Raw genomic sequence first — 13,201 nt, 5'->3', positions numbered from 1 at the left:
CGCTTCCAGCCGCCGGAGAGAAAGTGTCCGGCGGCTGGCGCGTGTCCGGGCTTACCGGGCCTGACCGTAGAACCAGTCGATGTGTTCACGGACGAGACGGGCCGCCACCACCCCGTCCCGTGCCTCAACAGCATCGAAGATACCGTGGTGGTGTGCCCGAAGGACGTGAACCACTTCCTCCCATGCCCCCTGCCGCGCCGCTGCCTCGCTGATATAGTCGCGGATCGCCTCGCGCATCGACTCCATCATCGTGCTCACGACGACGTTGCCTGCCAATGCACTGAGGGCGACATGGAACTGGGCGTCCAGGAGGGTGAAGATTTCAGAAGGCAACCCTTCATCGTCCATCGCCTCAAGCAGCAGCCGCGCGTCATCGAGCTGCTCAGGAGTCCACGAAACGGCAGCGGCATGCTCAAGCGCCCACGTCTCAGTCATGATCCGCGCCTCCACGATGTCCTTGAGGGGAAGTTGCTGGCTCGCAACGTGCATGCGCAGGGCTCCGCCCAGGGCATGCGATGGGTTTGAGACCACAACAGTGCCTGAGTTTGGCCCCGACCCCGTCGAGGAACGGACAACGCCCATCACTTCAAGTGACCGGATAGCGTTCCGCACGGACGCGCGTGAAATCCCGAACTGCTCCGCCAGGGCACGTTCGCCAGGCAGTCTGTCACCGATCTTGATCGCCCCTGAGCGCAGGCTCTCCTCTACATGGCGCAGCACAGCGTCGTGCACCCGGACCGCGCCAAATTCAGTCATGGAACAATCATGCCGCAGCAGGTCGCTCCCCGGGGTAACAGTGAGAGCGCAATCAACGGTCAACATAAATGTACAAGAAATTGTTGACAATCTTGAATGTAACTTGGTTCACTTGGTGCGACGGCGCGGTTCCCAGTGCGCCCTCCCGGACCTTCAAAGGACAAATCATGGACAAGGCCATTTCTGCTGCGGCCGCTGCGGACTCCCCCGCGTTGGACTCCAGCCCCCAGGATCCTGCTGGGCCACGCCCCGCTGGCGGCCAGTTTGCAGTGCCGTGCTGGTTGATGCGGGGCGGGACGTCCAAGGGCCCGTTTTTCCGGGCCAATGACCTGCCCACCGATATCCCAACCAGGGACGCCATTCTGTTGGCTGCCATGGGTTCCCCGGATCCCCGGCAGATTGACGGGCTGGGCGGCGCCCACCCGCTGACCAGCAAGGCCGGGATCGTCTCGGTCAGTGGACGCGACGGCGTGGACCTGGAGTTCCTGTTCGCGCAGCTCCAGCCCACCACCGACACCGTGGACACGACTCCGAACTGCGGAAACATGCTCGCAGCAGCGCTCCCCTTCGCGATCGAGTCTGGACTTCTAACGCCCGACGGCGACACGACCACGGCGCGCGTCCTCACCTTGAACACGAATATGGTCGCCGAGATCACCGTCCAAACGCCCTTGGGCCCGGACGGCCGGTATGTCGACTATGAAGGGGACGCCAGGATCGACGGCGTCCCCGGCACCGCGGCGCCGGTGACCATCAACTTCCTGGACACCGCCGGTTCCGTCTGCGACTCTCTCCTGCCCACCGGCAACCTCCGCGACACCGTGGACCTCCCCGGCGTCGGACCCTTCGATGTCACCTGCATCGACAACGGGCAGCCCCTGGTGATTATCAACGCCGGCGACCTGGGCCGCACGGGCCGCGAGGCCGCCGTCGACCTTAACAAGGACGCCGAACTCAAGGGACGCCTCGAGGACCTGCGCTTGATCTGCGGGAAGCTCATGGGCCTGGAGGACGTGGCGGACAGGAACTACCCGAAGATGACGCTCGTTTCCCCTCCCACCGCGGGCGGGGCGATCAACACGCGCAGCTTCATCCCGCACGTCTGCCACGAATCCATCGGGGTACTGGCGGCGGTGACCGCCGCAACCGCCGCGACCCTGAAGGGGACTGTGGCGCACGACGTCGCATTCCTGCCGGACGGGGGGGACCTTACGGTGTCGGTGGAACATCCCAGTGGCGAATTCACCGTCCAGCTCGGCCTGGACCCCCGCGACCCCACCCGAGTGGTCAAGTCCGCGCTGATCCGCACCGCGCGGCTGATCATGGCCGGGGATGTCATGGTCCCCCGCGGTCTCTGGAACCCCACCACTACCGAGCCTTCAGCGCCTTCCTCCCAGGAGCACCCACTGTGATCATCGACATCCACGGCCACTACACCACGGCCCCCGCGGCCCTTGGCGACTGGCGCGACCGGCAGGTCGCGGCACTGCAGGACCCTGCCTTGGCACCGTCCCCCGCTGAGCTGCAGATTTCCGACGACGACCTGCGCGAAAGCATCGAAGCGAACCAGCTGCGGCTCATGGACGAACGCGGCATCGACCTCACCGTCTTCTCGCCCCGGGCGTCCTTCATGGCCCACCACATCGGCTCCTTCGAAACCTCCGCCGAGTGGGCGGCGATCTGCAACGAGCTCTGCTACCGGGTCAGCCGGCTCTACCCCGAACGCTTCGTCCCTGCCGCGATGCTTCCCCAGTCCCCCGGCGTGGACCCGGCCACCTGCCTCCCCGAGCTCACGCGCTGCGTGGAGGAATACGGTGCCGTCGCGCTAAACCTGAACCCGGATCCCTCCGGGGGCCACTGGACAGCACCGCCGCTCACGGACCGGTACTGGTACCCGATCTACGAGAAAATGGTCGAGTACGACATCCCTGCCATGGTCCACGTGAGCACCAGCATCAACCCGGCCTTCCACACCACCGGCGCGCACTATCTCAACGCTGACACCACCGCAGTCATGCAGCTCATCCAGGGAAACCTGTTCGCGGACTTCCCCACCCTGAAGCTCGTCATCCCCCACGGCGGCGGCGCGGCCCCCTACCACTGGGGCCGCTTCCGCGGCCTGGCCATGGCACTGGGCAAGCCCGCCCTGGAAGAACACCTGCTGGACAATGTCTTCTTCGACACCTGCGTGTACCACCAGCCCGGCATCGACCTGCTCCTGAACGTCATGCCCACCAAGAACATCCTGTTCGCGTCCGAAATGATCGGCGCCGTCCGCGACATCGATCCATGCACGGGGCACAACTTCGACGACACCCACCGTTACATCGACGCAGCGGGACTGAATAAAGCGGACCAGGCCGCCATCCAGGAACTCAACGCCCGCACCGTCTACCCCCGCCTCAACGCCCTGCTCAAACAGCAGGGCCGCTAAGCCCCAGGAGCCACAAATGCAGGAACTCGGAGTTGTCCACACCACCATCACCCGCGCAGCCGAACAGGATGTCAAAGCCCTCTCAGCGTTTGGCGTCAGCACCATCCATGAAGCCATGGGCCGCCTGGGCCTCATGCGCCCCTACATCCGCCCCGTCTACCCCGGCGCCGCGATGTGCGGCACCGCCGTCACCGTCCTGCTCCAGCCCGGGGACAACTGGATGATGCACGTCGTTGCCGAACAGGTCCAGCCCGGCGACGTCGTCGTCGCAGCCTGCACCACCGAAAGCGAAGACGGCTTCTTCGGCGACCTGCTCGCCACCTCCCTGCAGGCCCGCGGTGCGAAGGGCCTGATCATCGACGGCGGCTGCCGCGACGTCGCCACGCTCCAGGACATGGACTTCCCCGTCTTCAGCCGCGCCATCAATTCCAAAGGCACCGTCAAAGCCACCCTCGGATCCGTCAACATCCCCGTCGTCTGTGCCAACGCCCTGGTCAACCCGGGGGACGTGGTGATTGCCGACGTCGACGGCGTCGTGGTGGTCCCCGCCGCACGTGCAGCCGAAGTGGCCGAAGCCGCCCGCAGGCGGGTGGACAACGAAGATGCCAAGCGCCAACGCTTCGCCAACGGGGAACTCGGACTCGACATCTACAACATGCGCGGCCCCCTCGAAGCTGCCGGACTCCGGTTTGTCGACTGAAGCCACCCAAAGGAACCCCATGGAAACCGCCTTCACCAAGACACCGGGCTGGCTCGACTGGTACCGCAACCCGTCCCCGCCCCGCTTCAAACTTCCTGCAGGAGCAGTGGACGCGCACTGCCACGTCTTCGGCCCAGGCGCGGAATTCCCGTTCGCGCCTGAACGGAAATACACCCCGTGCGACGCCGGCAAAGACCAACTGTTCGCACTGCGCGACCACCTGGGAGTGAGCCGCAACGTCATCGTGCAGGCCACCTGCCATGGAGCGGACAACAGCGCCATGGTGGACGCAGTCCAGGCCGCGGGGGGTCGTGCCCGCGGCGTGGCCACGGTACGGCCGGACATCAGCGACGCCGAGTTGCAGCGGCTCGACGCCGCAGGCGTGCGGGGCGTCCGGTTCAACTTCCTGAAGCGCCTGGTGAATACGACGCCGCAGGAGGAACTGGCGGAAATTGCCCGCAGGATCGCCCCGCTGGGCTGGCACGTGGTCATCTACTTCGAAGGCCAGGACCTCGAGGGCCTGGAAGGGTTCTTCGGATCCCTGCCCACGCCGCTGGTGGTGGACCACATGGGCCGCCCGGACGTCACCAAGCCCGCCACCGGCCCGGAGTTCGGCCGCTTCCTGCGCTTCGTCGAAAACAACGACGTCTGGGTCAAGGTCAGCTGCCCCGAACGGCTCAGCGTTTCCGGGCCACCCGCCTTGGATGGCGAGACGCACGCATACCGTGACGTGGTGGCCTTCGGCCGGACCGTCGTCGAGGAATTCCCTGACCGGGTGCTCTGGGGAACCGACTGGCCCCACCCGAACCTCACCGACCACATGCCCGATAACGGGCTGCTGGTGGACTTCATCCCCCATGTGGCCATCACCTCCGAGCTGCAGCACAAGCTGCTGGTCAACAACCCCATGAGCCTGTACTGGCCCGGCGAAAACGCCTAGTCACCGCCCAAGCTTCCCCCAACCTTTGCCCCTGGGATTCCAATGACGCATTCCAACGCCGCCAACCGCCTGGACCGGTTGCCCATCTCCAAGTTCCACAAGATCGCCCTGGTGGCCGTCTCATTCGCCTACTTCTTCGAGTTCGCAGACATCAACAGCTTCGCCACCACGGTTCCCAAGCTGATCAAGCTGTGGGGCGTCACCGTCAACCAGGTGGCATACGTGACCTCGGCGTCCTTTGTCGTATGTTCTTCGGCTCGCTCATCGCCAGCTGGATGGCCGACCGCTGGGGACGCAAGAACGCCCTGGTGATCACCACGCTCTGGTACGCATCGTTCTCCCTCATCGCGGCCTTCTCCTGGGACATCGTGTCCCTTGGCGTCTTCCGGGTCCTGACATCGGCTGGCCTCTCCGCGATGACGGTGGTGGCCGTCATCTACGTCAACGAACTGTTCCCCGCGGCCAAGCGCGGCAAGTACCAGGCGTACGCGATCGTCATCGGCATCTGCGGCACCCCGGCCACCAACCTCATCGCCAGCCTCGTGGTCCCCCTCTCGGACTGGTCCTGGCGCCTGGTCTACATCTGGGGCGCGCTGGGCATCCTCTTCATCCTGTTCACCCGGCGCCTCAAGGAGTCCCCGCGCTGGTACGAAAACAAGGGCGACTACGCCAAAGCCGATGCCATCCTGAACGAGATTGAGGCCACCGTGAGCGCGGAAAAGGGCGCCCTTCCCGAACCGGCCGCAGCTGTTGAAACCCCCACGGCCACCAAGGCACCCCTGACGCTCCTGCTGCAGAAGAAATACCTCGCACCCACCGCCCTGCTGACCATCCTCTGGGTCACCCAGACCATCGGCTTCTTTGGCTACTCCAGCTGGGCTCCCACCCTCCTGGCCAAGGAAGGCTTCAGCGTCGAGAACTCCATCTTTTACGTGGCACTGACCACCATCGGCGCGCCCCTGGGCTCCTACCTCGCATCCCTGGTCACGGACCGGTTCGAGCGAAAATGGTGCCTGGTGGTCTTCGGCAGCATCATCGCCGTCTGTGGCCTGCTCTACGGGCTCACGTTCAACCCCGTCCTCATCGTCCTGTTCGGCTTCCTGGTTAACCTGTTCGAACGCGGCTACACGGCCCTGGCGTACGCCTACTCCCCCGAGCTCTTCGACACAAACGGCCGCTCCATGGGCACCGGAATCTCCTACGGCCTGGGACGCCTCTCCAACGCCGCCGGGCCGCTGATCATCGCCGCCCTCTACAACGGCAGCGGCTACCAGAGCGTCTTCTTTTTCATCGCCGGCACCTGGCTGTTCGGCGCAGTCGCCCTGGCAGTTTTCGGCCCCGCCACCCGGAAGGCCCGCCTCTCCGCCACCACCGGCGCCAACCCCGCCGCCGGCCCCCTGGACGGAACCGCGTCCGTCAGCGCAAGCTCCGAAGGAGACGGCACGAAGCACAACATCAGGTAAGGCAAGGAAGAATGTCGGCAGGGCAAGGAAGGTCCACGGCAGAAGCCGGGCCTTCCTTGCCCTGCCTGTCCAGCGACACCACATATTGACGTCCCTGGGTCTTTCCGGTGTACGTTTTGTCGCCCTCCGGGTCGACCCATCCCCTCGGGGCCAGGAGGTGCCTCCGCGGGTGGGCCAGCGGTTTTGCCGCAGTGAGCTTGTCGTAGGTGTAGGCAGAGACCGGCATCGGTGAGGTCTGCCGGGGCTATGCGCAAGGTAGCTTTTCCAACCTCAACGGAATCTCGTCTGCCCGCGACAACGAGCGACACGCGAGATCGATAGTGTCGCCATACAAACGCCCACAAAGGGTTGTTCGTCGCATAGCGTGGGGGCAGGGGGTGCAGCTGCGCCCGGGACTGGAAGGCGGAGGAAGAACATGGATTACATAAAGCTCGGCAACACGGGCATGGACATCTCGCCGCTGGCACTGGGGTGTATGACGTACGGGGATCCCGCGCGGGGTCCACATCCGTGGACGCTGCCTGAAAGTGAGAGCCGGCCGCTGATCCGCCAAGCCGTGGATGCCGGCATCAATTTCTTCGACACCGCGAACGTCTACTCCAACGGCAGCAGCGAGGAAATAGTGGGCAAGGCGCTGGCCGACTTCGCCCGCCGGGAGGAAATCGTGATTGCCACAAAGGTCCACGGGGTGATGCGACCCGGCCCGAACGGCCGCGGGCTCTCACGCAAGGCCATTTTCGCGGAGCTCGACGCCAGCCTGACCCGGTTGGGAACGGACTATGTGGATCTATACCAGATTCACCGTTGGGATCCCGCCACGCCCATTGAGGAAACGCTTGAAGCCCTGCATGACGTCGTCAAGGCCGGCAAAGTCCGCTACATCGGGGCTTCCTCGATGGCCGCATGGCAATTCAGCAAGGCCCTGTATCTGCAGCAGATCAATGGCTGGACCCGCTTTGTGACGATGCAGGACCACTACAACCTCGTGTACCGGGAGGAGGAACGCGAAATGTTCCCCCTCTGCGCCGACCAAAAGATCGGGGTCCTGCCGTGGAGTCCGCTGGCACGCGGCAAACTGACCCGGGACTGGGACGAGAAAACCAACCGTTCGGAGAAGGACGAGTTCGGCAAGACGCTCTACAGTGCCGAGAGCGGCGACCGAGCCGTCGCCGACGCCGTGCGCGTCATCGCCGAACGCCGAGGGGTCCCGCGCGCCCAAGTGGCCCTGGCCTGGGTCCGCTCCAACAGTGTGGTCAGCGCGCCTATTGTCGGTGCCAGCAAGCCACAACACCTGCACGACGCTCTGAGTTCCCTCGAGCTAACGCTCACACCGGAGGAAAAGACAGAACTTGAAAATCCGTACGTCCCGCACGAAATCGTTGGATACTGAGGGGCAATCGCTGGGGAACGGGCAAGCCCACAGAGATGCTTAGGGTTGAAGGCGGTGACGGGTGAAGTTGGATGAGTCCCATGTGCGCGGAGCCCTCCCTCCCCGGCGTCGGCCTGGTGATGCCGGCTGGCGACCGGCTTGTAGTAGCGGGAACCTGGCCGCCGAGCGGATGACCAAGGGCTTTATGGGCTCGCTGGTAGGGTCTGTCTAATGGATGCAGAAGCGATTCCAGCCGAGCTCATCCAGCGTGTTGTCATCGTCCATGGCTACGAGTCGGCGCCGGACGCGAACTGGTTTCCCTGGCTTCAGCGCGAACTGCAGTCCGCCGGCGTGGACGTCACGGTTGTTCCGCTCCCTGACCCGGACGATCCGGAGACAACAGCATGGGAGAACGCTGTAGGTTGTGCACTTGGGGTGCCGGATGCGGGAACGGTGATGGTAGCCCACTCTCTAGGGGTGATCACCGTACTGCGGGTCCTGGCAGTCCTCCCGCAGCCGTGGCAGCTGGGCGGACTCGTCCTGGTAGCCGGCTTCATCGAACCGCTCGACGCCTTGCCGGAACTTAATCGATACCTCGCAACAGGGGTGGAGGTCGAAGGCCTGGCAGAGAGCATTCGCAAGCGGACGGTCATCCGCTCAGAAACGGACCCTTTCGTTCCACCGGAAGCATCGGATAAGCTCGCCAAGCGCCTCCAGGCACGATTGCAGGTCCACCCCGAAGCCGACACTTCATGGCAGAAGACGGTGTCACCAGCTTCCCGGCAGTGCTTGACCTAATCCTGTCCCCCTAAGGGGTTCTCCCAACTACATTCCAGCCCTTACACACGCTGGGAACCCGCGAAAGCATACAGAATCTGGGACAGTTCGAGTGATCACCAGGCAGACCGAGACGAAGAGTGTGGACAGTGTCCACACTCTTCGTCTCGTTCAGCTCCATTTTCCTCGAACGGAAGTGGCCATATTGGAGGCAACGCCCACGCCATAGTGGTTATTGTGACGCGGTCCGGGCAGCCTGACGTCGATCAAGCCGGTAAAGGCGATTCGTCGTCGGCCGCGGTGGCGGTCGATGCAGGCGTTGTGTCTGCAGCAAGCGCCTGGCGGCGGCGGTAAATCTGGATACCGATAGCCACCGGTATGGCAGCGACAGCGACTGCCCGCATCCACGGCCGGTCCAGAACATGACCGGTGAGGGCATCCAGCGAAACCCGCCCTGGTCCCCCGATCGCGAAGGACGTGGCCGCGAGCCCGAGCACTGCCGGATATTCCAGGCCCCCATCCATAGCGAAGAAGCCGTTCGGCGCGTGCACGCTGGCAGCGACCCCCATGGTCGTGGCGGCGGCCGCTCCGGCCGCCGGCGTGGCGAAGCCCAGAGCAAGTGCCAATCCGGCGCCCGCTTCGCCGAGACCAGCCAACATGGCACTGGTCTTCGCAGGACGGAAACCCATGGCATCCATGCCCTTGCTAGTCTCCTCAATACCGCCGCCGCCGAACCATCCGAAGAGTTTCTGCGACCCGTGCGCGACGAGCACGCCACCAAGTGCGGCACGGAACAGGGTGCGGGCCGCAGTGGTGGCCGCCGGCGTTACATTTTCATGACTCACAGTGATGAACCTTCCGGTCAATAATGCGGGATCAAGCCTTCGGGCCATTCTAGGACGCCGGGAATGATGAATGCTCCTCCCTGAATGGACACCGGGCCAAGCGATAAGTCCCGCCCTCTTCCCTAACAGCCGACTCGACGTTATATATGTCCATAGACCCAAGGGCCACCTCCAAGAAAGGGTAGTTCACCACCTCAAACGGGTATTGACGAGCGGTATCGGCGGGAGTACTTTGCCGCTGTGGAGTTCCGGGGGCCCACCTTTGGAAGGCACTCTGATGGCATGGCAACTTGAAGGCACGTACTTCGAAAACTGCAACTGCAACATGATCTGCCCGTGCTCGACCTCCGGTCTTACTGAGCCCGGCACTAGGGACCGCTGCAACGTCATGTTGGCGTTCCACGTCGACAGGGGCGATGTCAATGGTGTCGACGTCAGCGGCCTGAACGTCGCCGTCGTCGCCGATGCTCCAGCCCTAATGAGCGACGGTGGCTGGTGAATGGGCGTGCTGATGGATTCAGCGGCTTCGCAGGAACAGGCTGACGCCCTTGGCGCGGTCTTCGGCGGCCAACTCGGTGGACCAATGGAGGGCCTTGGTCCCCTGGTCGGAGAAATGCTGGGCATAGAGTCCCGCGCCATCACTTACGCCAATGACGGCCGCGAGCATAGCGTCCAAATAGATGATGCCATCAACGTCAAAGTCGAGGACTTTGTTTCCCCATTAGATGCCACTGGTGCGGGCGTCAAAGTCAGCGGCGTAGGCTTCCCCGCCGACACCTTGGCTGCAGGGCATGCAACTGCCTCCACCGTGGAAATATTCGGCCTGTCCTGGGACAACACGGGAAAGAACTCCTTCTCAGCTCCTTTCGCCTGGTCCGCCTGAGGTGCCCGGCCGCGCGTACCCAGCCGTCCGCAGCCAAGCTGCCTTGTTGGCGCTGCTTGGCTGTGCCTCCGCCGCCTGGTACTTCACCATCCTGGGACTCAGGGACATGCCCGGCGGGCCCGGGACAATGGGCCTTGAGTTTGGCGGGTTCCTCGCGACGTGGACTCTCATGATGGCCGCAATGATGCTGCCTGCGTTGGCACCACTGACCACCGTGTACCTGCGATCGATCCGGACGACCCAAAGTGCCGTAGTCAGAGCGGGAAGAACCACGGGACTCGTTATCGGGTACCTGGCGTCCTGGACGCTTTTCGGAAGTGCCGCTTTCATCGCCGCACTGCTGGCCTCCCAACTGGCAACGGCGGCGCCCCTGGTCGCGCCGTGGGTGGGCGCAGGGGTCGTCGCGGCCGCAGGCGCCTACCAACTCACACCACTCAAGGACTACTGCCTGCGGCAGTGCCGCTCACCGATCTCTTTCCTCCTCCACACGTCCAACTACCGCGGCCCATTTCGAGACGTACGTGTGGGTATCTACCACGGCGCATACTGCATCGGGTGCTGTTGGGGCCTGATGGTCGTACTGACGGCAGTCGGCCTATCAAACCTGGCCTGGATGGTTATCATCGCCGTAACCGTTCTTCTGGAAAAGACCTGGAGCCACGGCCGCACAACCAGCAAGATCGTCGGAACTGCGCTCATCGTCTTTGCGGTCTTGGTGCCTGCAAACCCCGAACTCCTGCCCGGACTGTATGCAGCTTCACCAATGTAGCTTCAGCCCTTGGCAGGAGGATCGACGGAACCGGTTGAGCCAGTCGCAGGAACCCAGCGGCCGGAAGTTTCAGGGCTGGATGAGGCCATGCTAGCGAGGCAAGTTGGCCGTCGCCTGATCGGCGATGCCCTTCTCGAACCACGTCCGCGCCATCATCAATTCCGGCTGGATCTGCGAGCTGAACGGACTTCTCCGATCCGTGCATGCCGCTCTGGCAGCCTAAGGGGGGGGCATCGGAGTGGCTGGGTGGGGCTCTCCATCCAATGCCCTTCCAAGCCATTCGGAGTAAAGGGTTACTGGCTGTCGGGCAGCACGAGATTCATTACGTCGAATTTCTGCGGGGTGACACCCGGCCAGAGGTTGGGCCTAACGCTCCCGTCGAACCAGGCATCGTGGTCTTCCGCGCTGGCCCACACTTCAACCACATTGATGACCCCTTGGTTCTCGTACGCACAGTGACCCATGAATCCTGGGGCTGCCTTCAACTTGTCGGTGAGCGCAGCGGCCACCTGGAAGCACTGGTCGCGGGAGAGCCCGGTGACCTCGGTGCTGGCAATTACGGGCATGGTGACTCCTTTGGATGACGGCCGCCGTCTTGGCTGGCTCCGGGCCCGGGCCGTTTTCTGTGTACCGGACTTGGCCCACAGGGCTGGTACGGCTCCACGCCTGAATAGTAGGCCCGCCTTATCCACTTCGCAGCCCTTCAGCGAATAGTAGGGGGCACCCAATCCCGCAACGCAGTTGGACCACTCAAGCCTGTAGACCAGGAAGGCACGCAAGCTGGCCGGGTGGTGGGCGCCGAGCGAGTCGTGGTGAAAAGGGAATGGCGACCTCTGGCCGGTCCGAGGTCGATTCAGGCAGGTAGAAGCGATCTGTTATCCGCTGCGGTGGCGCTCCATGGAGGCGACTGTTGGGCTGGGCCGGTCGGTGCATGCGAACCGTGAGCTGTCTTGCAATTGGATCCGGAATGCCTTTGCCTCATGGACAACTGTGAAACTGCAGCACCTTAGAGTTCTAGCCTGGGCTAAGCATGTGCAGCGCATCCGAGATGAGTCGCCACGTGGCGCCGAGGGGTACCACACTCGGGAGGTACGATGTAGCCCGCACCCCAAGCGCGGCAGTACATCCAGGAGGCAGGAATGAACACCGGATTGTTAGATGGCAAGGTTGCCATCGTTACTGGCGGCGGACGCGGGCTGGGGCATGCCATGGCGCTCGGCCTGGCCCACGCCGGCGCAAGCGTCGTCATCTCGGCCGCGCGGGAAGCGGACGAGATCCGAAGGGTCGCTGACGAAATCAACGTGGTGCTCGGCACCCGCCGCGTGCTGGCACTGCAAGCGGACGTAACCCAGGAAGCCGACTGCCGGCGCCTGGTCGACGGAACGCTTGCTGCCTTCGGCGGGCTTCACATCCTGGTCAACAACGCCGGACGCGGCATGAAATACGTGAGCGCGACCTTCCTCACCGAACCCACCCGGTTCTGGGAAGTCGATAGCGAGACGTGGCGCACTATCGTCGACACCAACGTCAACGGTCCGTTCCTCATGGCCAAGGCGGCCGTGCCACACATGCTGCACCAGCATTGGGGCCGCATCATCAACATCACCATGAACCATCAGACCATGCGCCGCGCCGGCTTTTCACCCTACGGCCCATCCAAGGCCGCGCTCGAATCCGAAACCGTAATCTGGGCACAGGACCTGGCCAACTCGGGCGTGACAGTCAACGGCCTGCTGCCTGGCGGCGCCACCGACACAGGCATGATCCCCGAAGGGGTGTCCGAGGCTGTGCGCCGCCAATTGCTGCGGCCCGAAGTGATGGTCGAGCCGCTCCTCTGGCTGGCCTCGGATGCCTCCGCGGAAATCACGGGCACCCGCTTGGATGCGGCGCGCTGGGACAGCACCCTGACTCCGGAACGGGCAGCCGCAGAGGCTCTCGAGCACGCAGGCTGGGCCCCCCAGTCTCCGCACTGACCGGTCGATATGGCTAAGCGGGAGACACCGGCCCGATCGTCAGGAACTCCAGGGTCCGCGTCGACAGCATGCCAGATTCGCGAAAACGAAGATGTCAGGGTTGTGCCCGGTACGCCATTCCCTCATCAGTGGCTGAATGAATCCCCAATATCGCTTTGGGGACGCACAAAGAATGCGCCGTGCAGTGCAAAAATCCACCGGGATGAATGTCGGAGATGTCCATCGATCCGGGCATCTCTTCCCCGGGTTGCTGACGGTGTCTGATCGCACCCAAGCCGCCCCGTTGAGTCGA

General features: G+C 63.8%; 14 protein-coding genes and 1 pseudogene. 11 read left to right on the top strand and 4 right to left on the bottom strand.

Going from position 1 to position 13,201, the window contains the following annotated elements; translation table 11 throughout:
- Positions 1–51: 51 nt before the first annotated feature.
- Entirely contained in the window at positions 52–756 is a 705-nt protein-coding gene (locus LFT49_RS09405) for a FadR/GntR family transcriptional regulator (RefSeq protein ID WP_237430325.1), read from the bottom strand.
- 167 nt (positions 757–923) lie between these two features.
- Between LFT49_RS09405 and LFT49_RS09400 the strand changes: the two genes are divergently transcribed.
- Genes LFT49_RS09400 through LFT49_RS09375 form a run of 6 tightly spaced genes read left to right on the top strand, consistent with a single transcriptional unit; the run spans position 924 to position 6,293 of the window.
- Entirely contained in the window at positions 924–2,168 is a 1,245-nt protein-coding gene (locus tag LFT49_RS09400) for a 4-oxalomesaconate tautomerase (RefSeq protein ID WP_237430324.1), read from the top strand.
- Positions 2,165–3,190, top strand: coding sequence for an amidohydrolase family protein (locus LFT49_RS09395; protein WP_237430323.1), 1,026 nt, complete (start codon positions 2,165–2,167; stop codon positions 3,188–3,190). The genes LFT49_RS09400 and LFT49_RS09395 overlap by 4 nt, the downstream gene beginning before the upstream one ends.
- 16 nt (positions 3,191–3,206) lie before the next feature.
- Complete coding sequence (gene ligK / locus LFT49_RS09390; RefSeq protein WP_237430322.1) at positions 3,207–3,890, top strand: 4-carboxy-4-hydroxy-2-oxoadipate aldolase/oxaloacetate decarboxylase; 684 nt, start codon at positions 3,207–3,209, stop codon at positions 3,888–3,890.
- A gap of 19 nt (positions 3,891–3,909) precedes the next feature.
- The gene (locus tag LFT49_RS09385) at positions 3,910–4,830 is read left to right on the top strand and encodes an amidohydrolase family protein (RefSeq protein WP_237430321.1); all 921 of its coding nucleotides are present in this window, start codon (positions 3,910–3,912) and stop codon (positions 4,828–4,830) included.
- A 42-nt stretch (positions 4,831–4,872) separates the two neighbouring features.
- Positions 4,873–5,142, top strand: coding sequence for a hypothetical protein (locus LFT49_RS09380; protein WP_237430320.1), 270 nt, complete (start codon positions 4,873–4,875; stop codon positions 5,140–5,142).
- Positions 5,076–6,293, top strand: a complete 1,218-nt coding sequence (locus LFT49_RS09375; protein ID WP_237430319.1) for an MFS transporter — start codon at positions 5,076–5,078, stop codon at positions 6,291–6,293. The genes LFT49_RS09380 and LFT49_RS09375 overlap by 67 nt, the downstream gene beginning before the upstream one ends.
- Here LFT49_RS09375 and LFT49_RS09370 read toward each other — a convergent pair.
- Positions 6,286–6,519: a hypothetical protein gene (locus LFT49_RS09370; RefSeq protein WP_237430318.1), complete on the bottom strand. Its 234-nt coding sequence runs from the start codon at positions 6,517–6,519 to the stop codon at positions 6,286–6,288. The two genes, LFT49_RS09375 and LFT49_RS09370, sit on opposite strands and share 8 nt — an antisense overlap.
- 189 nt (positions 6,520–6,708) lie before the next feature.
- Between LFT49_RS09370 and LFT49_RS09365 the strand changes: the two genes are divergently transcribed.
- Both LFT49_RS09365 and LFT49_RS09360 read left to right on the top strand, forming a co-directional pair.
- Entirely contained in the window at positions 6,709–7,683 is a 975-nt protein-coding gene (locus tag LFT49_RS09365) for an aldo/keto reductase (RefSeq protein ID WP_237430317.1), read from the top strand.
- Positions 7,684–7,893: 210 nt separating this feature from the next.
- Positions 7,894–8,460, top strand: a complete 567-nt coding sequence (locus LFT49_RS09360; RefSeq protein ID WP_237430316.1) for an RBBP9/YdeN family alpha/beta hydrolase — start codon at positions 7,894–7,896, stop codon at positions 8,458–8,460.
- 245 nt (positions 8,461–8,705) lie between these two features.
- Here the strand turns inward: LFT49_RS09360 and LFT49_RS09355 are convergent, their stop codons facing one another.
- On the bottom strand, positions 8,706–9,284 hold the full coding sequence (locus tag LFT49_RS09355) for a DoxX family protein (RefSeq protein ID WP_237430315.1): 579 nt from the start codon (positions 9,282–9,284) through the stop codon (positions 8,706–8,708).
- Positions 9,285–9,354: 70 nt separating this feature from the next.
- On the opposite strand from LFT49_RS09355, the pseudogene LFT49_RS09350 reads away from it, so the two are divergent.
- Positions 9,355–10,167 (top strand): annotated as a pseudogene (locus LFT49_RS09350) (DUF1326 domain-containing protein).
- Positions 10,168–10,213: 46 nt separating this feature from the next.
- Positions 10,214–10,936: a DUF2182 domain-containing protein gene (locus LFT49_RS09345; protein WP_237430314.1), complete on the top strand. Its 723-nt coding sequence runs from the start codon at positions 10,214–10,216 to the stop codon at positions 10,934–10,936.
- A 293-nt stretch (positions 10,937–11,229) separates the two neighbouring features.
- Here the strand turns inward: LFT49_RS09345 and LFT49_RS09340 are convergent, their stop codons facing one another.
- Positions 11,230–11,502 (bottom strand): antibiotic biosynthesis monooxygenase, encoded by a 273-nt coding sequence (locus tag LFT49_RS09340; RefSeq protein WP_237430313.1) that lies wholly within the window; start codon positions 11,500–11,502, stop codon positions 11,230–11,232.
- A gap of 573 nt (positions 11,503–12,075) precedes the next feature.
- Between LFT49_RS09340 and LFT49_RS09335 the strand changes: the two genes are divergently transcribed.
- Positions 12,076–12,909 carry an SDR family NAD(P)-dependent oxidoreductase gene (locus LFT49_RS09335; protein ID WP_237430312.1) on the top strand — a complete coding sequence of 278 codons (834 nt, stop codon included), beginning with the start codon at positions 12,076–12,078 and terminating at the stop codon, positions 12,907–12,909.
- Positions 12,910–13,201: the final 292 nt, after the last annotated feature.

The sequence above is a fragment of the Arthrobacter sp. FW306-06-A genome (genome assembly GCF_021870055.1).
In the GTDB taxonomy this organism is placed as follows: domain Bacteria; phylum Actinomycetota; class Actinomycetes; order Actinomycetales; family Micrococcaceae; genus Arthrobacter.
The sequence above is the reverse complement of the archived record's forward strand: the minus strand, read 5'-3'. Positions and strand labels throughout refer to the sequence as shown.